The organism is Nostoc sp. LEGE 12447, assembly GCF_015206985.1.
Classification (GTDB): domain Bacteria; phylum Cyanobacteriota; class Cyanobacteriia; order Cyanobacteriales; family Nostocaceae; genus Nostoc.
This window is the reverse complement of the sequence record NZ_JADEXT010000018.1, coordinates 58,590-84,449: the sequence shown is the minus strand read 5'-3', so window position 1 is coordinate 84,449 and position 25,860 is coordinate 58,590. Positions and strand designations below refer to the sequence as shown.

The window sequence follows — 25,860 nt, the reverse complement described above, 5'->3', positions numbered from 1 at the left end:
AAAAGTTTAGTTTTTAGATACTTAATTGTTTCAAAGATATTTAAATTTTTACTTGCTTAAAAATAGCTAAAAATAACAAAAATAAATATTCACCAGATTCTTATCTAAAATTAATTTAAGTGGTACTACGATGCTTTAAATTGTCAGTTGAGATTAATTTAAAGGTGTTGTATGGGAATAGCAGATTTTCTTGGTCTTTTACATCCAGCGATCGCAATCATATTCGTGTTTCCACTCATTGGGACAGTGATTAATTTTGCTTGGCAAACACGCCAACGCAGATTGCAAATTTTAGCCGGGAGTAAGAGCAAAATTCCTCCAGTAGTGGGTGTAGAACATAAGCAATTAGGTGAAAGACTAACAAGTGCGGTTGTCGGATTAACTTTAATCGGATTAAGCTACCCTATTGGTAAAAATATTATTAACAATCAATTATGGAATAAAACACCTTTTCAAGTTGTTTTTATCCTATTAATATTAGCTGCTACTATCGCCTCTTTAGTATTTCTTTATCGGGCAAAGCCGCGAGTGTGGCGGGCAGCTTTTGCTACTTTAACTGGTGCAGGTTTAGTCATATTAGGCTGTCAAGATGGAGTATTTCGCCGTACCAATGAGTGGTATTGGTCACATTATTATATTGGTATTACCGCAGCACTGCTAATGATTTTTTCATTAGCTATTGTTCAAGATATTTATCAAGATAAATCCAATCGCTGGCGGATCGTTCATACGATTTTAAACTGCATTGCTTTGTTGCTATTTATTGGACAAGGTATGACAGGAACGCGAGATTTATTAGAAATTCCCTTAAGTTGGCAAGAATCCTATATTTATCAGTGTGATTTTGCTAATAAAACTTGTCTAATGCAAAATTCTTTACCACCAAAGTGAACTAAGAGATTTTCAATAAATCTATTATTCAATTTCTCTATATCTTAAGATTCAGCAGTCTAAAATATAGTGGCGGGTTTGAATCCCCCACTCAAAGATTGCTGGATTCTGGATTCTTCTTCAACGAAGAGGCAAGGGGAATGAGACATTGGGAATTGGGCATAAAGAAGAGACAGGGAAGATGGAGAAAACTTGTCCCCCTTGTCCCCCTACTCCCTGCCCCTTGCTTCTTTTTTAAGCAATATTATCTACAAGCCGATCGCGAATTGTTTTAAGTTGATCTTGAGTCTTAATTGGCTCTCGTGGTGCTGGCAGTTCTGTATTAGGCCAGTTAGGTAAACTATTACAGGGACATAACAATGCCGGCATCCCGACGTTTCGCGCGGCTACTGGCATACTGCAACGACCACAAGGAACCATATCCCATGCTGGTGTCAACAATTCAGCAATGGTTTCTTGCGTACCCTCTAAATGACAATCACCTGATTCAGGCGCAATCATTTTCTGCCAGCACTCTTCAAATTCTTCACTATAGCGATCGCCATTTAGCACCGATTTGGGCAAAATGCTTGCCTTGCCGTTGCTCGTAATCACTTTCTTACCCAACTGAAACCAGTAGGCAAGGTATCCTCTAACTTCTTGTTTGGTTGCCATAAGACAATTTTAGATTTTAGATTTTGGATTAATTTGAATCAATAGTTAAGAATCTTGACTTCTGAATACTCCAGTATCCTCTTTGGTTGGCAATGGCGAACCAAGGACACTAAGATTGAGAACATGACCACCAGTTACTAAATAAACAGTTTCACTAAGGGCAGCTAGTTGGCGAACTAAAGAACCCAAGCGATCGCGGAACATCCTTCCAAGGGGATAAGCTGGTACCACACCCCAACCTACCTCTTCTGCTACAAACAGCACATCAGCAGCAACTAACTCCACTGTCTCTAATAACTCTACAACAATATTTTCCCAGCTAGATTCGTCCTCCTCTAAGAGATTAGCAACCCAAGTTCCTAAAGAATCTACTAAAAGGCAGGTATAGGGTTTGGCATCGGCGAGAGTAGCAGACAGTTCTATAGGTACGGATAGAGTTACCCAGTCTTGAGGACGGCGTTGTTGGTGTTCTAAAATACGTTGATGCCATTCCTGGTCATCTGTGTTATCAGTCGCTGTTGCTACGTAAACAACTGCTTTCCCTGACTCCATAGCCAGAGTTTCCGCCCATTCACTTTTACCAGATCGTGCTGGCCCTGTTACCAAGATGATTTTACCCAAAGTTGTTTTCTGAGTATTTTAACAATAAGTAGCTAGTTGCAATTTATGGCCACAGTTTTTACTTTATCGGCGAGATTTTTGGTTTCAAATAACTTTTAAGGGATAAAATTAGCACCAACATCATTGATGTCACAACTGGCAAAAGCCGAAAATCCCAACAACCCCATTCTTAATGATTCAACAAGAGGCAGGGGGCAGGGGGAAAAGGAGCAAGGGAAAATGATCCCTGCTCCCTGCTGTGGAGTGAAGCAGAACATGGGTCTGATTCCCCTACAACAACCAAGTGTGGTTCTAGTTCTATTGGGTCGAATTCCCATCTGAATTATCCCCCCTGCTCCCTGCCCCCCTGCCTCTTCTTCAACACCATTGGGGACAGCAAAATTTTAGGATGTCTTTATGAACGCAGGCTTAAAACGCATAGAAGCAACTCTACACGATTTAGGGAATCGCGGCACTGCCTCTGCCGCCGAAGCAGTTGATTCGACAACAAAACGGCCTTTTTCTTTTAGAATCAGTGTCGGAGCCAACGAATCCGCAGAAAGTACACAAACTCCATCATCTCAGGAAGAACAAACAGTTGAATTGGGCGTAGATACTGAGAGCGATTATCCTCCTGAACAGAATTTCTTTCCTCACCATGACTCTGTGCAAACCTTTCAAACACAAGAGAATGGTGGCAAAGCGCCCAGCTTACCCAAGTTAAAAACTCCGAGTTTTAGTAACCATCGCCACGGAGCAAATCCAGCATTGGCGATGAATCTATTACAAGAAATTCAGGAAACTGTTGCTGGTTGGCAAATAGAACTGCAAAATATTTTGAACCAAATTCAGGATATTTACTTAGAAGGCCCAATTGTGAATGGCTGGTTAGAATCTAATCCCAGCGAACCAGAACCGGGAGGAACCGCAACACTACGCCATGCAGAAGTTGACCGCCTGATGAACTACGTAGAAGAAATTTGCGCTACTGGTGGGAAAGTATCTTATAAATCATCGATTACTGGCTACCGCCTCTGTGGTGTAGACGATGCTGGTAAAGTCTGGTCACGCCCATGTCCAGCAGATCAGGTTCCCAATGTTAGTATGGCGATCGCACGTTACCAAAAGTTACGTCAACTGTTGGGGCGCAAGCAATCTTTAGAAACCCGCCTGAGTCAACTGGCCCAAACACTTGTAGTTTTACACAGTCATATTCAACAAACGTGAAGTTTTAAAGATTATTTCCGAAGAAACTCGGTTGGTGGGTCGGTAATTTTTGGTTTAGATTAACTCTCAGCAGGTATGCGTTGGATTTAAGATTTTTATCTAAAATCCCAAATCTCAAATCCAAAATAAAATCTATGCCAGACACCCAAATCTCTGCCATTATCTGTACCCACAATCGAGATACCTATTTAGGGGCTGCAATTGATAGTCTTTTAGCGCAGGATTTTGCTGCTGACTTTGAAATTGTGGTAGTTGATAATGGCTCTAGCGATCGCACCCGTGAGGTTGTAGAACAAAGGGCCCACAATCCGCGCCTGAAGTATGTATTTGAACCCACTATCGGTTTATCTGTCGCCCGCAACACAGGTGCAAAAGTAGCTAGTGGCGACATTCTGGCTTATCTAGATGACGATGCTGTTGCTAGCCCTGGCTGGCTACAAGTTTTATATTTTGCCTATTACAATAATTCTAAACTAGCGATCGCAGGTGGCAAAGTCACTCTCTTATGGCCCCCAGGAATCGAACAACCACGATGGCTATCTCCAGGGCTAGCTGCAAATCTGGGTGCATACGACTTGGGTGACAGTAACATCTACATCGAGCAACCTGGCTTAACACCCAGAGGCTTAAATTACTCCATCCGCCGCAGTTTCTTAGAAGAAATTGGCGGTTTTGATCCTCATCTTGGTCGAGTGGGGAAAAATCTATTATCAAATGAAGAACTGCAAATGACCGAATTTGCCCTACAGCGTGGTTGGCAAGTTGCTTATCTTCCTGAAGCGCTGGTTGCTCACAATGTTGCCCCAGAACGCCTACAACGCACTTGGTTTTTAAATCGAGGCTGGTGGCAGGGTATCAGTGAATGCTATCGAGAACAACTCGCTGGTAAAGCTGGAATCGCTCAATTGCAGCGAGGTAGCGAACGGTTTGTGCGTGGCTTGTATAAAGCATTGCAATATTTTTCTGATCCAGCAGAACGGTTTGACAAACTTGTATATGCTTACGGTCAGATTGGTTACTTAAATGCAGCTATTCAAGGTCTTTTATTCACATCAAATAAGAAATAACCAATAACATAATTTATACTGATATGTCATCTAAAATACCAGTTTCTGTATTAATTCCGGCAAAAAATGAACAAGCAAACTTACCAGCCTGCCTTGCTAGCCTCAGCAGAGCAGATGAAATATTTGTAGTAGATTCTCAAAGTACAGATAACAGCATTGAAATTGCGAAAAGCCACGGTGTCAATGTTGTGCAATTCAACTTCAATGGACGTTGGCCCAAAAAGAAAAATTGGTCTTTAGATAATTTACCTTTCCGAAACGAATGGGTGCTAATTGTAGATTGCGATGAGCGCATCACGCCCGAACTTTGGGAAGAAATTGACCAAGCAATTCAAAATCAGGAATATACAGGTTATTACCTCAACCGCCGCGTCTTTTTCTTAGGAAAATGGATTCGTTATGGTGGAAAATATCCCGATTGGAATCTTCGTTTATTTCAGCATAAAAAAGGCCGCTACGAAAACCTAAATACAGAAGATATTCCTAATACTGGTGACAACGAAGTTCACGAACATGTGATTTTGCAGGGCAAAGTTGGGTATCTCAAAAATGATATGCTCCACGAGGACTTCCGCGATCTTTATCATTGGCTAGAACGGCACAATCGTTATTCCAACTGGGAAGCCAGCGTTTATTTTAATATTCTCACAGGTAAAGATGATAGCGGCACCATCGGCGCGAATCTATTTGGTGATGCAGTCCAACGCAAGCGCTTTTTGAAAAAAGTATGGGTACACCTGCCATTTAAACCTTTTTTACGGTTTGTTTTATTTTATATAATTCAACGCGGTTTTTTGGATGGCAAAGCTGGATATATTTATGCACGCTTGCTGAGTCAATATGAATATCAAATTGGCGTTAAACTTTACGAATTACGTAATTGTGGTGGTCATTTAAATACTGCAAACACTCCAAAGGAAGGAGCAGGACAGGGGAGCAGAGGAGCAGAAGTAAAGCTATTGACCATTGACTCCTGATAAATAACTAATGACCAATGACAAATGACGAACCTTTTGTAGATTTACGCAAATATGACCAATCTTGGTTTGATCGGGGACGGCCAAGTTGGTATGTATTGTTGTGGTGGCTTGTACAAGCGATCGCATTTCCCCTTACTCCTCAACCGTTAAATATTCTGCGTTGTGCTTTGCTACGACTATTTGGCGCTCGTATCGGCAAAGGTGTATTAATTCGACCCACCGCCCGCTTCACCTATCCTTGGAAAGTTACCATTGGCAATTACAGTTGGATTGGAGATAACGTAGTTTTTTACAGCCTCGATCAGATCAACATCGGTGAACATTGCGTAGTTTCCCAAAAAAGTTACCTGTGTACTGGTAGTCACGATCTCCAAGATCCTGCTTTTGGGTTAAAAACAGCGAGTATCACTATTAACAATGGTGCATGGGTAGCAGCAGATTGTTTCGTTGGACCGGGAGTGCAAATCGGCGCTAATGCTGTGATTGGCGCTCGTAGTACTGTTTTGACGAATATGCCTTCTGGACAGGTTTGTTGGGGAAGCCCCTGTCGTCCTAAGACGAGTCGCATAAAACTTGATACCCCTACAACCCCGTGATTTTATAGATAAAGATAGTAAGGTAGCCCAGCTAGCTGGGCTACCTTAAATTTTCTACATATTTTATTTATAGCGGTTCTCAATTGCATAGAATATAGACCAATAAGGTTCAGTTAAGGCTAAAACTCTAAAGTCAATTGTTTATAACCTAGATGCAAAGCGGTGAGCCAGTCCGATGGAAGGGTTCCCCGGCATAAAGGAACTGGCGTTAGCGTAGCGGTAGCGATAGCGTTCGCGCAGCGTCTCGTAGAGAGGAACGAGCGTCGGTACGAGCGTCACCCGTAGGGCTTACCGCAAGCTACCGCCCATCGCGCAGCGTCTTGCAGAGAAGGAGACAAAAGATGCAAAAAAAAAGAAGAAATACTTAACTGAACTGTATTCACCTATAACTCTGCTTTATACAGGTATTTCCTGGAGATAGTTTACTTTTAATTAAATCTTTTTGCTTTCTAGTCCAAAATTCGTGCATATCTAAAAAATCTAGCAGAAGATGTGATGCACCAAATCAGCCAGGAGATAGCCTAATTAGCAAAATTTTTTCTCATTCCCACAAGTGAGAGTCACCCAAATGTGTAAAAGTATAAGCTGTTATTGCGATCGCCTTTGACGTTCTCGCAGGGTACCTAATAAAATGGAGCGTTCACCTAGCATCTTGTTAGAGAATTAATCGTAATAACAATATATATCATCTTGGTTAATTTGCTTGCATTGGAATGCTCCCGAAGAATTAGGTGATGAAGTGCCCTTTGCCAACCATGTTCGTCAACTTGCCAAAGATTTTAAATATCAACAAATTCGATAAATTTAAAACAAATTTAATAGGAGGCAAGTATGAATTTTAACAAAGATGGAAGAAATGTCATTTTAATAGTTGATGATGCCCCTATTAATTTAGAGATATTATTCAAGCTTTTAGAGTATTACGGCTTGAAGGTTTTAGTATCTGAAGATGGAATGAATGCCATTGAAATTGCAGAAAATGCCTTACCTGACCTAATCTTATTGGATGTATTAATGCCAGGAATTGACGGCTTTGAAACTTGTAGACTTTTGAAAAAAAATCCAGTTACTCAAGATATTCCAGTAATATTTCTAACTGCTATAACCGATAAGATAGATCAAATCAAAGGTTTGAATCTTGGGGCAGTAGATTACATAACTAAACCTCTAGAACATAAAGAAGTTTTAGCTAGGATAAATATCCATTTACGTTTACGGAACCTCACAAAAAAACTTACAGAGCAAAATAAACGTTTAGAAATAGAAATCTTTGAGCGCCAACGAGTAGAAGAAGAACTGGGATGTCATTCAGCTGCATTAGACGAGTGGAACAATCGCTACCAAGCACTAATTCAAGCGAGTGGCCAGATTCTCTACGACTGGTACTTGGATACCAACGATATTGAATATGGTGGCAATGTAGAGCAAATATTAGGTTACTCTATGCCTGAGATGGTAGGAGGTTTGAAGCGTTGGTTAGAGTTAGTTCATCCTGATGATAGAAAATTATTCAATGAAGAGATTAACCGTGTTTTATCCGCAAAAGAGCGATTCCACCTTGAATTTCGCGTCGCTCGCAAAGATGGCACTTACATCACAGTTGAAAATAACGGGTATATCTTTTTAGACTCTACAGGCAAAGTTGCTCGGATGGCGGGCTTTGTAATTGATATTACCGAACAGCAAGCTGTGCTACGTGAACGCAAAAGTGCAGAACAAAAAATTCGTGAGCAAGCAGCTTGGCTCGATATCACCACAGACGCAATTATCGTTCAAGATTTGGTTAACAAAATTCAATTTTGGAATAAAGGGGCTGAACATCTATACGGTTGGATGGCAGAAGAAGTATTGAGCAAGAATGCCAATCAGTTTTTGTATCAAAAGCAAAGTTTTGGCCAACTAAAAAACATCCAGAAAACTTTAGTTGAACATGGTTCCTGGCAAGGTGAGTTATATCAAGTTACCAAACAAGGCCAAGAGATTATCGTTGCTAGCCGATGGACACTGGTAAATGATAATGAGGGACAAGCTAAATCCGTCTTAATTGTCAACTCCGACATTACAGAGAAAAAACAACTTGAAGCGCAGTTTCTCCGCGCCCAGCGAATGGAGAGCCTTGGCACGCTAGCAAGTGGTATTGCCCACGATCTTAACAATGCACTAACACCTATGTTGATGACAGTGCAACTGTTAGAGGCACAGCTTCCAGATGAAAAAAGCCAGCAATGGCTAACAATTATGGAAACAAATGTTAAACGCGCCGCAGATTTAGTTAAACAAGTGTTATGGTTTTCACGCGGCTCTGTAGGGAACTTTAAAACCTTACAGGTGCGATATTTGATTTCAGAAATTGAAAATATTATTAAACAAACATTTTCTAGAGCTATTGAAATCCGTACTGATGTTTCTGAGCAAAACTTATGGAATATCTTTGGCGATGCTACTCAGTTACACCAAGTGCTAATGAACCTATGTATTAATGCTCGTGATGCCATGCCTAATGGCGGTATCTTAAAGATTTCTGCAAAGAATTTCTGGGTTGATAGTCACTATGCCAAAATGAATATTGATGCTAAGGTAGGTTCTTATGTAATGATTAGCGTCTGTGATACAGGCATAGGAATTAAGAGAGAAATAGTAGATAGAATTTTTGAGCCATTTTTCACAACAAAAGAAGTTGGAAAAGGCACAGGGCTTGGTCTTTCAACAGTGCTTGGGATTATCAAAAGCCACTTCGGTTTTGTGAATGTAGTGACTGACGTGGGCAAAGGCACAGAGTTTCAAGTTTGCTTACCCGTCACGCAAACAATGCAGACAGATGGTAAATTATCTGGAGATGAATTACCACCGGGGCATGGAGAACTGATTCTCGTTGTTGACGATGAAGATTCAATTCGAGAGGTTACTCAAAGCTGGTTAGAAAAAAATGCCTATAAAGTTATAGTAGCTAGTGATGGTATTGATGCGATCGCACTATATACAGAATATCAACAAGAAATTAGTGTAGTCTTAGTTGATATGATGATGCCAAACATGGATGGGCCAACAACCATCAATGTGTTGAAAAAAATTAATCCAGAGATCAAAATTATTGGTGTTAGTGGATTAGCTTCCAATCATGAAATGATTAAAATCCTTGGTAATAGTGTCAAAACCCTTTTATCCAAGCCCTACACCTCAAGCGACTTGTTAAGAAATTTACAGATGGTGATTAATACAAAGTAGAGTTTGTCATTTGTCATTTGTCATTCGTCATTGGTTATTTCTACCTCATTCTCCATTCCCCAATCCCCAGTCCCCAATCCCCATTCCCCATTCCCCATTCCCCAGTGCCCATGAGTGGTAATATATTCTCATGGCTGCTCTAATCCTTGCTATTGATGAACAAACTACTGGATGAAACGCTGTCAATCGAAACTGCTGAACGCATAAACAGCAGAGCTAGCACTCCGTTTGATAATGCTTATAAAGCAGCATTGTCTACTGAGGGAGCAAGATATGTCCAAGGATTTTTAACTTTTGTAGGAAAGCCATACAGGCCGATTGAACACAGTTGGATTGAGCTAGGTGATGCCTTAGAGGTACGCATTATCGATCCTACATTACCGCACCTGAACAAAAATCCCCAAGAACTCTGGTATTTTGCGGCACAAAGGCTAACGGTTAAAAAATTGAAAGCCATCATTGAAGAATCGAAAGAAGATTATCCAGAAGATGAACCATTGCCAATCTATGGCGATCCACCTTATGAATATTATGGTGATGTAATGTTGGGTGGTCAGGACTATTTGGCAGCATATCAAGCCGCAGAAGCTAAGTGTAAAGAAATCAACAAACTCAACCCTGAGAGAAACTAAATAATTCGTAATTACGAATTATTTAATAGGATTTACCATCGCTGCCAAAGTATTCTCTATAGCCACAAATTTTGTCTCCACGCACATCAAAAGAAACCGCTACCCGATTTTTGTAAAGCTGTCCAAACAAAAGTCCCTCATCTCGAAACTCAAAAACAGCCGTTGTTTCATTGCTAGTCACACGGTCTAAACCAGTCAGGTTCAAACCAGGACTGAATGCTTCAAAAACGTACTCAAAAAATTCCCTAGCTCGCTGTTTACCGACATTCAAACCGTGGAATTTACCCATTGGAAACCAAAGGGTAAAATCTTCTGTAAGCATATCTAACAATGCTTCCCACTCTCCAGTTGCCATACCATAGGTAAGATGCTCAAATGCCTGTCGAGCAACTTTTAAAGTATTTTCTGAGTCTTGTGTCATTCCCACCCACCCTAACTAGATATAGACTAATGTTGTGTGACTTAAAACCTCACAACTACTTTGCCACAATTCTGACCACTGAAGAGATATTCTACAGCTTCGGGTATTGATTCTATGCCTTGAAACCGTGTTAGTTCATGTATAACAGGTAAAAGATGCGATCGCGTGCCTTTGCTATATATTCATAAAATCTCATATTCACTCGATAATAATTTTAATCTTCCCCACTCAGACACAGGTATTAAAATGAACAATAACATCTCTACAGGGCGCAAACATGTAGAAACTGAAGAATCACTCAACTCAGTTCTTAACTTTCCACAAGTGCCTTTTAATGTAGAAAACTTTTTTATTGGTAAACATGGTACTGCACAGGTTCTATCCGTCAACGAAAGTACAGGTGAATCTACACAGCGAGTCGTCCTGAAAAAGGGTTGGAGCGCACCGATTGGTCATTTTACTACTGATGTGGAAATTTTTGTGTTAACCGGCACACTTTGCCAAGGTGGGTTTAGACTACGCAATCTCAGTTACTCTTTCATCCCCGATGGCATACCTACTGGCCCTTGGAAAACGGAAGAAGACACCATCATCTTGTGGATGCCAAATGCTACCCCCACTTATATCACAGAAGACTACGCAAGCCTTGAGCAAATCCCGGAAACTTCTGTATATCATGTGAATATGCAGACCCATGAACGGATGACTGAGTATGTTCCTTTGCAAGAACTCCACGCGATGAAATGGGAAAGCACAACCTTTTTACCTCCTGGTTCAGCACGTAAAAGCCTGTATACCAATAAAAAAACCGGACGCGCCACGTGGATTTTAGGCTTAGTACCGATGTGGACTGAAGGCAATTTCTATGCTGGTCATCCTACTACTGAGGAGGCTTATGTCATCAGTGGAGATGTGCTTGGACATTGGTCTATGAGCGATGATCCTTTTAATAGACGCTATACGGCAATGTGCAAAGATGGCTATTACTGGCGACCAGCACACATTCCACACGGCCCGTTCTGGACAGAAAGCGGAGCATTACTTTTGTTTCGCACGAATGACCGCCTAGACTGTTATTGGATACTGCATAACCCAGATATTACTCAACAAGATCAGGCACGTCTCCAGGCTGCACTCGATCGCAACAAATCCCACTCCTGAAAATACAACCAGTAAGCAGGGTAAGTAATTAGGCGATCGCAATATACTCATCCCACAAGCAAAATAACCTTTAGACAACAAAGAATTTACTACGATTCCATCAGAATTTTTCACGTTCTGGGGGCAAGTTCATGTATAGTCGGTATACCTTGACATAAGCGATATCCACGGGTACTCCACAATGACAGATGCGTTAGGGTGGCGCAAAAAATTTGGCGTGCTTGCGCCCAGCACAAACACGATCGTCGAACCAGATTTTCACGCAATGGCGGTACGGGGTGTTACATCCCACATGTCCCGGATTCATATTCGCGATCAAGACTTGAGTAGTGACGAAAAGATGGTGCGTATTCTGGAGCAGATCGACAACGAAATTTTCTTCGCGGTTGATCGCGTGATGACAGCTGGTATCGACTACTTGATCATGGCAATGAGTGCCGAGACTTTTTGGGAAGGACTTAAGGGGAACAAAGCGTTTGTGAAACGGCTTGAGGATTATACTGGTCTTGGAGTGGCTGCGGGTGGCTCGGCGTGTCAGGCGGCTCTCGAAGCGTTCAAAGTAAACAAGATCGCCGTCATCACCCCTTATCAGGCTGTAGCTGACGACAGATTATGCGGCTTCTTCAGTGATATTGAGGTAGAGGTCGTCCGGTTGAAAGGGCTGCGTTGTCCTACTGCAATAGCGATCGCTGAAGTCTCCGAAAATGATCTTCGCAACTATCTTCAAGAACTTGATGGTGATGACGTAGATGCGATCGTGCAGATGGGTACCAATTTGAGTATGCTCCAGCTTGCCGACGAAGCGGAGCGGTGGCTCGGAAAGCCGGTCATTGCCATTAACGCGGCAATTTGGTGGTATGCCTTACGACATAACAACATCCAAGATCGAGTATACGGGTATGGGAGACTCTTGAGAGAATTTTGAAAATGGTGAATTATTCTTCCTAACCAGTTTGAAGATCATAATTAAGCTTATAAAGCTTTATCCCACTCTAATTGATGAGCTAAACCATATTTAATAAAATCTTCTTCTTGAGCTTTATCGCTTTTCCCAAAAACACCTAAGCTGTAAGGATTATCTTGCATCCGTTGTGTGACTTGCTCTTTCTCAAATCGGATCACTTCATCTCTAGGCTTATCCGGTTTAAAAAAGTCAACAACCAAAACAGTTCTATCATAATTAGTGTAATTATGTGGACAGTGTGGATAGCTATGATCTAAAACCAGGAATTTTCCTTCATGCCAATAAAGTTGATCGTGGCATATTTTCATAGCCACATCTCCCTCTGGAACTATTAATCCCAAATACCCACGATTTGTATGAGGGTTATAGTTTACATGTAGCTTAATATCTAATCCTGGATGGAACGTACCATAATAGACATTTCTGATGATATCATCATCAATAAAGTTCACATTTTTTATCAACTTAGCTAAATTTGGAAAATACTTCTCTCTTAATAAAAGTGCTTTTTTTGATGCCTCATCTGGCCCATAATCAGGATATTGTATTTGATAAGCTTGAATATATTGTTCAATAAAAAGACCTTGAAATAAAATACCAAAAGCGCTGTATTTTGCATTACCCTTGGTTTTAATCGTTTTACTTTTAGGCCCCAGAATATCGTAAGTTAACTTTAGCTCTTCATTAGATGCCTGATTAATAAAGCGTTTAAATTCTTCTCTAATCACTTGCCAGTTATCTTCAAAGATTTTGAGAAAAGTAAATTGATTTGGGTCTATATTATATTCATTAAAGCTTTCCATTGTTTTTTCTCCTGAAGATGATTTCATAAAAAACCGTTATATATAATGATAGGATTTGGTCTTCGTCCAGATTCGATGTTGGAATTCCTGACTAAACTCATTTTAGTGTGAGGTCTACTGTGTCTGAAACTCCCCTATTAGATCAAATTATCAAAAATGTGCGAGTAGTTCGTCCTCATCAGGATGCAATCGAACTACTTGATTTAGGCATTAAGGATGGAAAATTTGCTCAGATTGCCTCTAATATTAGCGCAGACACAGGCAAACAGGTATTTGATGGCAAAAACCTGCTAGGCTTTCCTGGAGTCGTGGATGCCCACATGCACGTCGGTATCTATCAACCCCTTGATAAAGATGCTCTGACTGAAAGCAAAGCAGCCGCAATGGGAGGCGTAACTACCAGCTTAAATTACATCCGTACAGGGCAGTATTATCTCAACAAAGGCGGCTCCTACCGCGATTTTTTTCCAGAGGTTTTGGCCTTATCCGCAGGTAATTTTTTTGTAGATTACGCCTATCACATCGCACCTATAGCTAGCCAGCATATCGACGAAATACCTTTATTGTTTGAGGAATACGGTATATCTTCGTTTAAAATCTTCATGTTTTATGGCGGATATGGGTTGCATGGTTTGTCAGACCAGCAAAACCTCTTTTTGATGATTAACAAAGAAGAAAGATACGACTTCGCACATTTTGAATTTATTATGCGCGGTCTAACTCGCTTGATGGAAAAACATCCAGAAGCGCGAGATACTATCAGCTTGAGTTTACACTGTGAAGTTGCAGAAATTCTCAATGCCTATACCAAAATAGTTGAAAATGATTCTAGTCTGAGCGGATTACACGCTTATAGTGCAGCGCGTCCGCCTCATTCTGAAGGTTTAGCAATTTGTATTGCTTCTTATTTGGCTAATGAAACTAACTGTGCAAATATTAATTTGTTGCACCTGAGTTCGCGTAAAGCAATGGAAGCAGCTTTGACTATGCAAACTGCTTTTCCCCATATTAATTTTCGGCGAGAAGTTACTGTTGGACATTTGCTATTAGATGTCGATACTCCTAATGGTATTTGGGCAAAAGTTAACCCTCCTATCCGTCCCCGCGCTGATGTAGAATACTTGTGGCAAGCAGTATTAAACAATCAAGTAGATTGGATAGTTAGCGACCATGCTTGCTGTTCTGCTGAACAAAAAAGAAGTGCTAAAGATCCAAATAATATTTGGTTAGCAAAGTCTGGTTTTGGTGGTACAGAATATTTACTTTCTGGTGTATTTAGTGAAGGTAGCAAGCGGGGGATGTCTTATAACCAGATGGCTAAGTTGCTATCTTGGAACCCATCGCGGCGTTTTGGGTTGTTAGAAAAAGGCGATATTGCTATTGGTTATGATGCTGATTTGGTGCTGGTAGACCCCAATGAAAGCTTTGTGGTAAGTGCTACTGAGTCTGAGTCACAACAAGGTTATACACCATTCGAAGGTGTAGAGTTAACTGGGCGGGTAAAGAATACCTTTTTGCGTGGAAATCTTATTTATAACAATGGGCAAGTTTTAGGTTCACCCACTGGGCGGTATTTGAAACGCTCCCAGCCTTGAATAATTCCCTCTACATGAAAGTATTTGCAAGTTTAAAGTAGAGACAAAATTATTCTATAAGTTCGGCATCTATTTATTCCAATCCCAAGGATAGTATGTATGTAATGGCGGTTCCCAGGCATGGTAAGAAAGATGGGGGTTCCCTCCTCGCACTAAAGCAAAGTATCCGGTTTCTGTGTATGCTGGGGCGTGTGAAATCAATGGCGGTCGCCAAAAGTAACAGCCTGGAGTCATGTGACCAGCCTGTGTGGTGAGGCTGCCTTGGAGGACAAATTCCTCTTCGGGAATGGGATGATACTCTGCAAAAGGTTCGACGAACTGCGGTAAACACCCTAAAAGCCAAGTGCTTCTTCCACCGTCTAGCCCCTTCCGTAAAGTTTTTCTCATTGCTCCTGGGGGAAAGCCGGGGGTGATAGTAGCAGACCAAGGAATCAGTTCTGAACTGTACGAGGGTATATATAATTCTCTTTTTGCTTCTGGTAAATCATTCAGTGATTTCGTAAAGCTAGGACGGCGCTGAGGCATCCATAAAGCTTTAGTATTTTCGCTAATATTCCATGCTTCAATACAGACACCTTCAGGAATAAAGGCATAACTGTAGCGTCCGAGGCGAAGTTGCCCAATTCGTATTTCTCCATTAAGGACAAAGATTTCCACATCGCAATTGAAATAACCTGAATTATTCTCCCAGTTTTGTGTCCACTCAATTAATTCTGTAGACGCACCAGTTTCAGTATCAAAACTCAAGATACGTGTCAGTCCACCTTCCAGCAAACCATCTACAAGCCAAGTTTTTTGGATGACATCTGCTGATTGAATAAACTCAATATGATCTCTTGCCATAATCTTTTTGTCAAATACCTATCTAAAATTTTAAATACTTTAATTTTCTAGAAAATCTATGACTATCTGCGATATTTCTTCAGCTAACTGATTCATCATACAGATAGTTCCACCTTCAATTTCAACCACCTTGCTATGAGGAATTGCTTTAGAAACAAAATATCTATTTTCTACCTTGGCTAAACCTAGCTTGTCAAAGATTTTCATATCCTCAGTTCCCCATAAAATCAAGGTAGGAGACTTGATTAACTGAAATCTTTTTGGTGCATCTAGACAGTAATCTTGTACAGCCCAAATCGCATATAAAGGATAGCCAGAGCTTTTTAAATCGTCTAAAACCCAACGTTGATTTAATTCTGGAGAGCCTACATATAGGGCGCGGGCTGACCATCTTTCCATAAGGTGGGAGCCATCTGCTTTTATTTTGAAACCGTCATTAAATCTTTTTAATAAGGCTGCTTTTCCTTCTTCGTCGAAGCCAAAAGCATTACATAATATAAGTTTATTTACTTTTTCAGGATATGCTGCCGCCACTTCTCCTGCCACAAAAGCACCCGTATGGTTTCCCAAGATGCTTGTCCTTGAAATACCTAATTCTTCCAAGAGGGCAATGACAGTTTTAGCATAATCTTCGGTGGAGTACATTCTTGGAGGTTTATCAGAATCACCTAGTCCTAAAAAGTCCATTGCAATCACACACCTTGTCTGAGCAAAGATAGACATTAGCTCACGAAATTCGTCACTACTCCTTGGGTTTTGATGAAGTAAAAGCAGAGGCTCTCCTTCACCACCGATACGGTAAAGAATCTGCCCATCTTCGGTGTCTAAAAATGCTCGTTTGATTGGTTTATTCATATCATACTGATAAATCAGTTCTTAATTAATTAGTTGTAATACACGCAGTTCATGGAAGGTATAACAATTTTATACCCCTACAACGTAGTAATATCTCATCTTTGTTATTTTTTATTACGAAACAGAGACTTATAAGTAATTCTTTTTACTTTTTTTGTGCCATTGTTTGTAACCATTCAATCAGGGGTCTCAAGGTTCCTGGTAATGCTGCTTCACTAACAGTCACTGTGTGCTGTTTACCGTTATCTTCCACTGTTAACTTATACTGAAAGCGATCGCTCTGAGGATTTGGCGAGGTAATTAGTTCCGGTAGCCTAAATAAATCTGCAACTTCCACCAGTCGGGGAAGTGTCGCAGCTTCATCTGGTGGGAGAGTGTCTGTATCAACGGTTGTCTTCTTGCTGATTCCAGCAAAGCCACCTGTGCGTTCAAAGGATATCCGCATTTTTTGCTCTCCGTTGTGTTATTTAGTTGGGATAAATATTTAGAATGGGAGACAACATTTCTCACATTCCACTTTAGCAACAATACACAACAGATTTATCAGTCCTGAGTGTTGAGTGAGGGAGTGGAAGGTATTGACTATTTATTCCTGACTCCTCACTCCTCACTCATAACTCCTAGATAACTCCTACCTTTTGCCAAGCGTTCTGTACAGCTTTTTGCTCATCACTACCATTACCGTAGAGTTCGCCAGCAACTTGAATGGTGACGTTGGCAGCTTTTTTAAAATCTGCTTTGGCTTTTAAGCGATCGCGTAAAGCTAGGTACCAGATTTTGCCCGCTTTTTCCCAAGCATAGCCACCAATGCTAACAGCCGCTAGATAAAACGCATGGTTAGGGATTCCTGAGTTGATATGCACGCCACCGTTATCATCAGTACCAGTGTATTTATCTTTCACATGGGCTGGTTGAGGATCTTTACCCAATACTGGATCATCATAAGCTGTTCCCGGTGCTTTCATCGATCGCAGGGCAACACCTTTGACAGTTGGTACTAAAAGACCTTCGCCAATGAGCCAATCTGCCTCTTGTGCTGTCTGATTTTTGATCTTTTGTTTCACCAGGGAACCGAAGACATCAGAAAACGATTCATTTAGTGCCCCTGGTTCGCCATAGTACTGTAAACCCGCTTCATACTGGGTTATACCATGAGTTAGCTCATGCCCAATCACATCAATTGACTTGGTGAAGCGTTGAAACAGTTCTCCGTCGCCATCACCATAAACCATTTGGTCGCCGTTCCAAAAGGCATTGTCATATTTAACGCCATAATGCACGGTGGAGTCTAAACGTAGCCCTTTATCGTCAATGGAATTGCGATCGAATATCTCATAAAACAAGTCATAAGTAGCACCAGCACCATCATAGGCTTCATTCACTGCTACATCACTGCTGGGAGGATCGCCTTCACCTCGCACTAATGTACCAGGAAGTTGCTGACCATATTTTGCATCGTAGATGGTACGGCGCTTTTCACCCGGAGAAGGTGCAAATGAGACAGTACCTACGACATCTCTCCGTCCGCGAAACTGTGCCGAAACATTTAATGTACGAAAAGCCCAATTACGCTGTTGAGGATTGCCATTTACAACGACATGTTCAAGTATATGGGGCGGAATAATACAACAAATCGGGCATCTAGACACAAGTGGATGCTCATACTTAAACCCGGCTGATTTCTTTTTATTTCGAGCCATCCAAGATATTCTCCTTTTAAAACTAAGTGATGGCAAACAGTGGCTTTAACTCCACTGGAGATAGGAGCAGAAAAACGAATCCAAATTGCGTGTCCCTGGTTTCTTTTCTGAAGAAAATTTTCTACTCTGTATTTTCGGATAGGTCTGTAGAGGATTAATAGTACCCTCATGGGTACTTCTGATGTGGAAATATTGCATCAAAACACAAGGACAGCTTAGATAATGTAAGTCTCAGCCAAAATCTTTGCGTGAGTTAGCAAGACCTCCTTTACAGACCTAAAGCGTCTATATATCAATACGGTTCAGTTAGCGCCAAAAAACTTAAACTGCGTAGGTTGGGTGGAGGAACGAAACCCAACATTTCCGGGACTTTGTTGGGTTGCGCTTTGCTTAACCCAAACTACAATTTTTCTTAACTGAACTGTATTGGTCTATATATTAGTTCTAATCAAGGGAAATAATGTTATTTATTACTGTTTTGTTACCATAAGTCGCTAATCCTATAAATATCGATTAGGGACAGGTAAATTCCAAATCCAGTATCAAAAACCCAAAATATTCATAACCAGCCACCTAACACCGCCAGACCATAATATTTCCAAGGTACTGCAACTGTTTTAAATCCAGCTTTGCTCAACATCTGTAAATGAGCATCTAGGCTAGCTAGCTGGTCTTGACTAGAGTAACCTTGAGTGCTGCTTGCACCAAGCTTTGCGCGAATTTCTGTTAAATTAGTTCCCTGTTCAACTGACCATTCTTCTCGTGCAGCCTGATAAACTTCTGCTAAGGCTGATGATTCCGGTAAAATTGGGTCTCCATTCCAAAAACAGCCATCTTGAGTGAGGCTAGCAGCAATTCGGCTAAATAACTTTAATTTCATCTCATCCTGAAGATGATGGATTGCCAAGGATGAGACACAAGCATCAAATTCGCTACCAATATCTAATTTTTCTGGATTATTTGCCCAATCACCAAAGTCTGCTTGTGTAGCAACCCAACGTTTTTGATATCCAGATGCTGTGATTTTATCTTGGGCAAATTGTAACATTCGAGGTGAGTAATCTAGAGCAATTACTTGGGCATTTGGAAAGCGTTTGAGTATTTTGAGACTAAGTTCGCCTGTACCACAACCTAATTCTAATATCCGCAGACTTGTCGAAGGTAGACAACGGCTAATTACTTCCAACATCTCATCGTATCTGGGTATCAGTTGGCGAATACCAATGTCAAAATCAGCAGTGCTGGCGAATACCTCTCCGGGAAATAACTGTTGCATAGGGTTTAGAACAAATATACACACTCATTAATATTAATTATCCATCATTACTGAGGTATATACTACAACGGTAGAATTAACTTTTTAGTATAAAAAATATTCACTTTATATACTTTTGGTAGAATACACATATCACTTTTTATGTTATTTAACAGAAAGTCATCTCTTAATTTAAGCTGAAATCCTATAATTTTGAACGAAAAAGCCAATTTAACTCTTTTTTAAGATTTGTAAATATAAAATGACTCATGTATTGAGTTAAACTGATATGTGTAATTAGTAACTCTGATTAATTAAAATTTTGGGTTTTCAAAAGTTACTGACGTTGGTATATTAAATACTGAACAGAAAGTTAACTAAAATAAACTAGAAGTCCACTGGCACTCTGAGTAAAACAGAGCGTAGCAAGTTTAGCGATAAAAGGTTCGAGACTAATGCTAAAAAACAGCGAACTGAAGGTTAATCAGGGCTGTAATCTTAAATGGAAGCCTGGAGATCAACTATTTATACAGTTTTCTCTCTTAGAAATTTTGCGAATTAAAACAGTTGTCAAACCTCTATATCTATAGATAGATATAGCAGAGTTAATAGTAAAGTTAATCTAAATTTAAGGTTAACTTGCCGAATTCATGTCAACAATCCCAAAAGAGCGCAAGCGTTATGACGATAAATTCTTAATGGGACTAGTTGATTAGTCTTGGGGCAACCTTAAATTAGAGGTTAGCTTACAGAATTTAGATCAATAATGTTGCTATTTAGTGGCATTGCTCGGTAATAATAATAAGCTTTTTTAGTAAAAGCTGGCTTTAGAATGCCTAAAAGTTTTGGCATTCATGAGCATAGTTTGTTATTGCCATACATCAGGGTAAATCTCAAATATTGCCTGAATTTTCACAAATTTTTCAGTTCTATCAAGGTCAATAATAATGAGTAATGTTCAAGCATCGTTTGAAGCAACAGAAGCTGAATTTCGCGTGGAAGGTTACGAAAAAATTGAGTTTAGTCTTGTCTATGTAAATGGTGCATTTGATATCAGTAACAGAGAAATTGCAGACAGCTATGAGAAGTTTGGCCGTTGTCTGACTGTAATTGATGCCAATGTCAACAGATTATATGGCAAGCAAATCAAGTCATATTTTAGACACTATGGTATTGATCTGACCGTAGTTCCCATTGTGATTACTGAGCCTACAAAAACCCTTGCAACCTTTGAGAAAATTGTTGATGCTTTTTCTGACTTTGGTTTAATCCGCAAGGAACCAGTATTAGTAGTGGGTGGTGGTTTAACCACTGATGTAGCTGGGTTTGCGTGCGCTGCTTACCGTCGCAAGAGTAACTATATTCGGGTTCCGACAACGCTGATTGGTTTGATTGATGCAGGTGTAGCCATTAAGGTTGCAGTCAACCATCGCAAGTTAAAAAATCGCTTGGGTGCATATCATGCTCCTTTGAAAGTTATCCTCGATTTCTCCTTCTTGCAAACATTACCAACGGCTCAAGTTCGTAATGGGATGGCAGAGTTGGTCAAAATTGCTGTTGTGGCGAACTCTGAAGTCTTTGAATTGTTGTATGAGTATGGCGAAGAGTTGCTTTCCACTCACTTTGGATATGTGAATGGCACAAAGGAACTGAAAGCGATCGCACACAAACTCAACTACGAGGCAATAAAAACTATGCTGGAGTTGGAAACTCCTAACTTGCATGAGTTAGACCTCGATCGCGTCATTGCCTATGGTCATACTTGGAGTCCGACCTTAGAATTAGCTCCGATGATACCGTTGTTTCACGGTCATGCCGTCAATATAGATATGGCTCTGTCTGCAACCATTGCGGCAAGACGTGGCTACATTACATCAGGAGAACGCGATCGCATTTTGAGCTTGATGAGTCGTATAGGTTTATCAATCGATCATCCTCTACTAGATGGCGATTTGCTCTGGTATGCTACCCAATCTATTAGCTTGACGCGAGACGGGAAACAACGCGCAGCTATGCCTAAACCCATTGGTGAGTGCTTCTTTGTCAACGATTTCACCCGTGAAGAACTAGATGCAGCTTTAGCTGAACATAAACGTCTGTGTGCTACATACCCTCGTGGCGGAGATGGTATTGACGCTTACATAGAAACTCAAGAAGAATCCAAACTATTGGGAGTGTGAAAACATGACCAGTATTTTAGGACGAGATACCGCAAGACCGATAACGCCACATAGCATTCTGGTAGCACAGTTACAAAAAACCCTCAGAATGGCAGAGGAAAGTAATATTCCTTCAGAGATACTGACTTCTCTGCGCCAAGGGTTGCAATTAGCAGCAGGTTTAGATCCCTATCTGGATGATTGCACTACCCCTGAATCGACCGCATTGACAGCACTAGCGCAGAAGACAAGCATTGAAGACTGGAGTAAACGCTTCAGTGATGGTGAAACAGTGCGTCAATTAGAGCAAGAAATGCTCTCAGGACATCTTGAAGGACAAACACTAAAGATGTTTGTGCATATCACCAAGGCTAAAAGCATCCTAGAAGTGGGAATGTTCACAGGATACTCAGCTTTGGCAATGGCAGAGGCTTTACCAGATGATGGGCGACTGATTGCTTGTGAAGTAGACTCTTATGTGGCCGAGTTTGCTCAAACTTGCTTTCAAGAGTCTCCCCACGGTAGCAAGATTGTTGTAGAAGTAGCACCTGCACTAGAGACGCTGCACAAGCTGGCGGCTAAAAAAGAATCCTTTGATCTGATCTTCATTGATGCGGATAAAAAGGAGTATGTAGAGTACTTCCAAATTATCTTGGATAGCAATTTACTAGCTCCCGACGGATTAATCTGTGTAGATAATACTTTGTTGCAAGGACAAGTTTACCTGCCATCAGAACAGCGTACAGCCAATGGTGAAGCGATCGCTCAATTCAACCGCATTGTTGCCGCAGATCCTCGTGTAGAGCAAGTTCTGTTACCCATACGAGATGGCATAACCCTGATTAGACGCTTGGTATAACAGGCGCTTCTCAATTCAAGGCATCACAAAAAGGCAATTGTTATAGCAGTTCTCCTTTGGATGCAATATCCGATAGGGACGCGCATCTGTGCGTCCCTACAAAAGAACCGCATTCCACGTTAATAAAATAATTTATGGCACAATCAATCTCTTTATCTCTTCCTCAATCCACAACGCCATCAAAGAGTGTGAGGATAAAAATAGTAGCTCTATTCAAGACTATCGGGACTCTAATACTACTGCTGATAGCCTTGCCGCTTAATGCTTTGATAGTATTGATATCTCTGATGTGTAGGCCGTTTACAAAAAAACCTGCCGTAGCCGCTCATCCCCAAAATATCTTGGTCAGTGGCGGCAAAATGACCAAAGCATTACAACTTGCCCGCTCCTTCCATGCAGCCGGACACAGAGTTATTCTGATTGAAGGTCATAAATACTGGTTATCAGGGCATAGATTCTCAAATGCTGTGAGTCGTTTTTATACAGTTCCTGCACCACAAGACGACCCAGAAGGCTATACTCAGGCGCTATTGGCAATTGTCAAACGAGAGAAGATTGACGTTTATGTACCCGTATGCAGCCCTGTAGCTAGTTATTACGACTCTTTGGCAAAGTCTGCACTCTCAGAATATTGTGAGGTTTTCCACTTCGATGCTGATATAACCAAGATGCTGGATGATAAATTTGCCTTTACCGATCAGGCGCGATCGCTTGGTTTATCAGTCCCTAAATCTTTTAAAATTACCGATCCTGAACAAGTTATCAACTTCGATTTTAGTAAAGAAACGCGCAAATATATTCTTAAGAGTATTTCTTACGACTCAGTTCGCCGCTTAAATTTAACCAAACTTCCTTGTGATACCCCAGAAGAGACAGCAGCGTTTGTCAAGAGTTTACCCATCAGCCCAGAAAAACCTTGGATTATGCAAGAATTTATTCCTGGGAAAGAATTATGCACCCATAGCACAGTCCGAGACGGCGAATTAAGGTTGCATTGCTGTTCAAATTCTTCGGCGTTTCAGATTAACTATGAAAATGTCGAAAATCCCCAAATTCAAGAATGGGTACAACATTTCGTCAAAAGTTTACGGCTGACTGGACAAATATCTCTTGACTTTATCCAAGCTGAAGATGGTACAGCTTATGCCATTGAATGTAATCCTCGCACCCATTCGGCGATCACAATGTTCTACAATCACCCAGGTGTTGCAGAAGCCTATCTTGGTAAAACTCCTCTAGCTGCACCTTTGGAACCTCTTGCAGATAGCAAGCCCACTTACTGGATATATCACGAAATCTGGCGATTGACTGGGATTCGCTCTGGGCAACAATTGCAAACTTGGTTTGAGAGATTAGTCAGAGGTACAGATGCCATTTATCGCCTGGACGATCCGATACCATTTTTAACTTTGCACCATTGGCAGATTACTTTACTTTTACTACAAAATCTCCAACAACTCAAAGGTTGGGTAAAGATCGATTTTAATATCGGTAAACTCGTGGAATTAGGCGGCGACTAAGTAATTCTTAAGAAGCAAAAATGGCATTTGTAAACCTGTTGAGCATGAATAGCGAAAAGCTTGTCCATGCTCTTGATTTTTTCTGCGATCGCCTCCTGCACTCCAAAAGAGAAGTAATTATTTATACTTTTATGGGTGCAGGCTTACACCGCTTATTTTTTTAATATCAATTTTGTAACACCTTTTTATTACTACCCAATGTTTCATTAATAGCGCTTATTAATAAATCATTTAGAGAGATTCCGGCTGCTTTCGCCATAGAAGAAATCACACTTTTGGGGGCAAAAGAACAATATAATCCAGCCTCTAAAAACCAAGGTTGTCCCTTTGGATCGATTCGGAAGTCAAATAAACTGTAGTGGCGACAACCCAAAGCCTGATGACACCTTTTAGCCACTTGCTGAACCTTTTGGGTGATTGGGTCGTTAGGGTCTAAAATCCAAGCCTTGATATTATCTTTAGCAGTCAAATGCAAGTCGCCATCGTCAGTTTGTTGGAGTTTATCAGCATAGTTGCGGATAGGTTTATCGTGTGAGTCTACCAGATACTCTTCAAGGGGTAAACCTATTAGCTCACCGTCTTTTACAATGATGCCGCATCTGACTTCTCGACCAAGTTCAATGAATGCTTCTACGATGACCTCATCTGCATATTCAAATGCTTTCTTTAAGGCAGCATCATATTCAGTCACATCCTTAACTAAGACTACTCCTAAAGAGTTATCAGAACTTACGGGTTTGACGACTGCTGGAGGTGTAATTGTCGGAATATCTCCTTGGCGAAGCAATTCTCCACGAGGCACTTTTACCCCTGCTGCTTCGACAATTGCTTTGGCTCTGGCTTTGTGGGCCGCGATCGCCATAATATCTGGGGTATTTCCTATATAAGGGATCTTGAGCAGATCGAATAGGGCACGGTACTGAGTCATTCCAGGAATACAAAACATTTGTGGTAACATCATGTCAATGTTTTGGCCTGTTAGAAATTGTATGGCATCAAACAGAGGAATCGGTTTGGTGAGAGCAATATCTTCTCGACTGAGAGAGTCAGGAAATCGCCACTGCCGATCGGGTGTAATGTATGCAATTTGAAAGTTATAAAGCGATGGATCTGCTGTTGCAGCCAAACAGTCTTGGGCGTAAAGACGTGATAAATCACAGTAAAAATCATTGTGTGCAGACCCAACTAAATGAAGGATATTAAGTACTGGCATAATTCATCTTTTTATCTACTATTATAACTAGAATTGAGTAATTAATGAAGCTGTAGCACAACGCTCTTTCTAAAAATTTCACTAGTCTATTAAATCGTGAGATATTCAAAGTTCCATTATGGCAGCAATTTAAACATCATCACTCTTGCATTCCAATATATAATAGTAGTACAAATAAGGTAATTTCTGATCTCTTTCAGAGTAGCTTTCCAGAAGTTTTGTCTTTATGGAAGTAAATTTAAACGACTCACGAGAGTAATTAAGCAAACCTTCAGTTAATAAACCTCAATCTATGTTGAAACCTAGAGTTTTTTAAAAGATATATTTATGTAGGTTGGGTGGAGTGAAACGAAACCCAACATTACCACCTTATTTATGTTGGGTTACGCTATCGCTGCACCCAACCTACGAAACTCACGAGAGTAATTAACCAAACTTTCAGTTAATAGTTAGTTTAATCAAAATCGATGATAAAAATAAACCGAGTTGCCTTCATAAATTAATTATTGAAGAGTAAGTTGGAATAGTTCTTCAATACTGATTTGGAAATCCAATAAACACAAAATAACGGAAAATTATAGACCTGATAAGGCATCCTCGCTCCTCGTTCTCATAACCCAAAGAAAGAAACCAAAGGAAT

General features: G+C 40.6%; 25 protein-coding genes and 1 pseudogene. 15 read left to right on the top strand and 11 right to left on the bottom strand.

Annotation, left to right across the window (positions count from 1 at the left end):
• The first annotated feature begins 171 nt into the window (after positions 1-171).
• Positions 172-891 carry a DUF4079 domain-containing protein gene (locus IQ274_RS19160; protein WP_194143122.1) on the top strand — a complete coding sequence of 240 codons (720 nt, stop codon included), beginning with the start codon at positions 172-174 and terminating at the stop codon, positions 889-891.
• Positions 892-1,125: 234 nt separating this feature from the next.
• On the opposite strand, the gene IQ274_RS19155 is transcribed toward IQ274_RS19160, so the two are convergent.
• Positions 1,126-1,545, bottom strand: a complete 420-nt coding sequence (locus IQ274_RS19155; RefSeq protein WP_194143121.1) for a hypothetical protein — start codon at positions 1,543-1,545, stop codon at positions 1,126-1,128.
• Between the two features lie 45 nt (positions 1,546-1,590).
• A complete protein-coding gene (cobU, locus tag IQ274_RS19150; protein WP_012411865.1) occupies positions 1,591-2,166 on the bottom strand; it encodes a bifunctional adenosylcobinamide kinase/adenosylcobinamide-phosphate guanylyltransferase in 576 nt (191 codons plus the stop codon).
• Positions 2,167-2,292: 126 nt separating this feature from the next.
• Between cobU and IQ274_RS36615 the strand changes: the two genes are divergently transcribed.
• The 7 genes from IQ274_RS36615 (at position 2,293) to IQ274_RS19120 (ending at position 9,872) form a co-directional block, all read left to right on the top strand.
• Positions 2,293-2,487: a hypothetical protein gene (locus tag IQ274_RS36615; protein ID WP_228058253.1), complete on the top strand. Its 195-nt coding sequence runs from the start codon at positions 2,293-2,295 to the stop codon at positions 2,485-2,487.
• 75 nt (positions 2,488-2,562) lie between these two features.
• Complete coding sequence (locus IQ274_RS19145) at positions 2,563-3,372, top strand: hypothetical protein (RefSeq protein WP_163928328.1); 810 nt, start codon at positions 2,563-2,565, stop codon at positions 3,370-3,372.
• Positions 3,373-3,506: 134 nt separating this feature from the next.
• On the top strand, positions 3,507-4,439 hold the full coding sequence (locus IQ274_RS19140; protein ID WP_194143120.1) for a glycosyltransferase family 2 protein: 933 nt from the start codon (positions 3,507-3,509) through the stop codon (positions 4,437-4,439).
• Between the two features lie 23 nt (positions 4,440-4,462).
• Positions 4,463-5,416 carry a glycosyltransferase family 2 protein gene (locus tag IQ274_RS19135; protein ID WP_194143119.1) on the top strand — a complete coding sequence of 318 codons (954 nt, stop codon included), beginning with the start codon at positions 4,463-4,465 and terminating at the stop codon, positions 5,414-5,416.
• A 17-nt stretch (positions 5,417-5,433) separates the two neighbouring features.
• Positions 5,434-6,015: a hormogonium polysaccharide biosynthesis acetyltransferase HpsU gene (gene hpsU, locus IQ274_RS19130; protein WP_194143118.1), complete on the top strand. Its 582-nt coding sequence runs from the start codon at positions 5,434-5,436 to the stop codon at positions 6,013-6,015.
• 831 nt (positions 6,016-6,846) lie between these two features.
• Positions 6,847-9,240 carry a response regulator gene (locus IQ274_RS19125; protein WP_194143117.1) on the top strand — a complete coding sequence of 798 codons (2,394 nt, stop codon included), beginning with the start codon at positions 6,847-6,849 and terminating at the stop codon, positions 9,238-9,240.
• 155 nt (positions 9,241-9,395) lie between these two features.
• Positions 9,396-9,872, top strand: coding sequence for a hypothetical protein (locus tag IQ274_RS19120; protein ID WP_163928337.1), 477 nt, complete (start codon positions 9,396-9,398; stop codon positions 9,870-9,872).
• Between the two features lie 22 nt (positions 9,873-9,894).
• Here the strand turns inward: IQ274_RS19120 and IQ274_RS19115 are convergent, their stop codons facing one another.
• Together IQ274_RS19115 and IQ274_RS38040 are read right to left on the bottom strand one after the other, a co-directional pair.
• Complete coding sequence (locus IQ274_RS19115) at positions 9,895-10,293, bottom strand: nuclear transport factor 2 family protein (protein ID WP_114083467.1); 399 nt, start codon at positions 10,291-10,293, stop codon at positions 9,895-9,897.
• A gap of 41 nt (positions 10,294-10,334) precedes the next feature.
• A pseudogene (locus IQ274_RS38040) lies at positions 10,335-10,483 on the bottom strand (alcohol dehydrogenase); the annotation flags it as partial.
• Between the two features lie 56 nt (positions 10,484-10,539).
• Here IQ274_RS38040 and IQ274_RS19110 point away from each other — a divergent pair.
• Complete coding sequence (locus tag IQ274_RS19110; protein WP_190933551.1) at positions 10,540-11,454, top strand: DUF4437 domain-containing protein; 915 nt, start codon at positions 10,540-10,542, stop codon at positions 11,452-11,454.
• 181 nt (positions 11,455-11,635) lie between these two features.
• Positions 11,636-12,379 carry an arylmalonate decarboxylase gene (locus IQ274_RS19105; protein WP_194143116.1) on the top strand — a complete coding sequence of 248 codons (744 nt, stop codon included), beginning with the start codon at positions 11,636-11,638 and terminating at the stop codon, positions 12,377-12,379.
• A gap of 47 nt (positions 12,380-12,426) precedes the next feature.
• Here IQ274_RS19105 and IQ274_RS19100 read toward each other — a convergent pair whose 3' ends face one another.
• Complete coding sequence (locus IQ274_RS19100; protein WP_194143154.1) at positions 12,427-13,221, bottom strand: aspartyl/asparaginyl beta-hydroxylase domain-containing protein; 795 nt, start codon at positions 13,219-13,221, stop codon at positions 12,427-12,429.
• 119 nt (positions 13,222-13,340) lie between these two features.
• Here IQ274_RS19100 and IQ274_RS19095 point away from each other — a divergent pair, with 119 nt between their 5' ends.
• Positions 13,341-14,816, top strand: coding sequence for an amidohydrolase family protein (locus tag IQ274_RS19095; RefSeq protein WP_194143115.1), 1,476 nt, complete (start codon positions 13,341-13,343; stop codon positions 14,814-14,816).
• A 69-nt stretch (positions 14,817-14,885) separates the two neighbouring features.
• Here IQ274_RS19095 and IQ274_RS19090 read toward each other — a convergent pair whose 3' ends face one another.
• The 5 genes from IQ274_RS19090 to IQ274_RS19070 all read right to left on the bottom strand — a co-directional run bounded on the left by IQ274_RS19090 (position 14,886) and on the right by IQ274_RS19070 (position 19,490).
• A complete protein-coding gene (locus IQ274_RS19090) occupies positions 14,886-15,659 on the bottom strand; it encodes a DUF4437 domain-containing protein (RefSeq protein ID WP_194143114.1) in 774 nt (257 codons plus the stop codon).
• 39 nt (positions 15,660-15,698) lie between these two features.
• Positions 15,699-16,514, bottom strand: coding sequence for an alpha/beta fold hydrolase (locus IQ274_RS19085; RefSeq protein WP_194143113.1), 816 nt, complete (start codon positions 16,512-16,514; stop codon positions 15,699-15,701).
• A gap of 145 nt (positions 16,515-16,659) precedes the next feature.
• The gene (locus tag IQ274_RS19080) at positions 16,660-16,959 is read right to left on the bottom strand and encodes a protealysin inhibitor emfourin (protein WP_194143112.1); all 300 of its coding nucleotides are present in this window, start codon (positions 16,957-16,959) and stop codon (positions 16,660-16,662) included.
• A gap of 175 nt (positions 16,960-17,134) precedes the next feature.
• Positions 17,135-18,214 (bottom strand): M4 family metallopeptidase, encoded by a 1,080-nt coding sequence (locus tag IQ274_RS19075; protein WP_194143111.1) that lies wholly within the window; start codon positions 18,212-18,214, stop codon positions 17,135-17,137.
• A gap of 559 nt (positions 18,215-18,773) precedes the next feature.
• Positions 18,774-19,490 carry a class I SAM-dependent methyltransferase gene (locus tag IQ274_RS19070; protein ID WP_194143110.1) on the bottom strand — a complete coding sequence of 239 codons (717 nt, stop codon included), beginning with the start codon at positions 19,488-19,490 and terminating at the stop codon, positions 18,774-18,776.
• Between the two features lie 926 nt (positions 19,491-20,416).
• On the opposite strand from IQ274_RS19070, the gene IQ274_RS19065 reads away from it, so the two are divergent.
• From IQ274_RS19065 to IQ274_RS19050, 4 genes are all read left to right on the top strand, one after another.
• A complete protein-coding gene (locus IQ274_RS19065; RefSeq protein WP_012411849.1) occupies positions 20,417-21,649 on the top strand; it encodes a sedoheptulose 7-phosphate cyclase in 1,233 nt (410 codons plus the stop codon).
• Positions 21,650-21,653: 4 nt separating this feature from the next.
• Positions 21,654-22,487 (top strand): O-methyltransferase, encoded by an 834-nt coding sequence (locus IQ274_RS19060; RefSeq protein WP_194143109.1) that lies wholly within the window; start codon positions 21,654-21,656, stop codon positions 22,485-22,487.
• Between the two features lie 134 nt (positions 22,488-22,621).
• The gene (locus IQ274_RS19055; RefSeq protein WP_194143108.1) at positions 22,622-24,007 is read left to right on the top strand and encodes an ATP-grasp domain-containing protein; all 1,386 of its coding nucleotides are present in this window, start codon (positions 22,622-22,624) and stop codon (positions 24,005-24,007) included.
• A gap of 20 nt (positions 24,008-24,027) precedes the next feature.
• A complete protein-coding gene (locus IQ274_RS19050; RefSeq protein ID WP_194143107.1) occupies positions 24,028-24,171 on the top strand; it encodes a hypothetical protein in 144 nt (47 codons plus the stop codon).
• Positions 24,172-24,173: 2 nt separating this feature from the next.
• Here IQ274_RS19050 and IQ274_RS19045 read toward each other — a convergent pair whose 3' ends face one another.
• Positions 24,174-25,220, bottom strand: a complete 1,047-nt coding sequence (locus IQ274_RS19045; RefSeq protein WP_194143106.1) for a D-alanine--D-alanine ligase family protein — start codon at positions 25,218-25,220, stop codon at positions 24,174-24,176.
• Between the last annotated feature and the right edge of the window lie 640 nt (positions 25,221-25,860).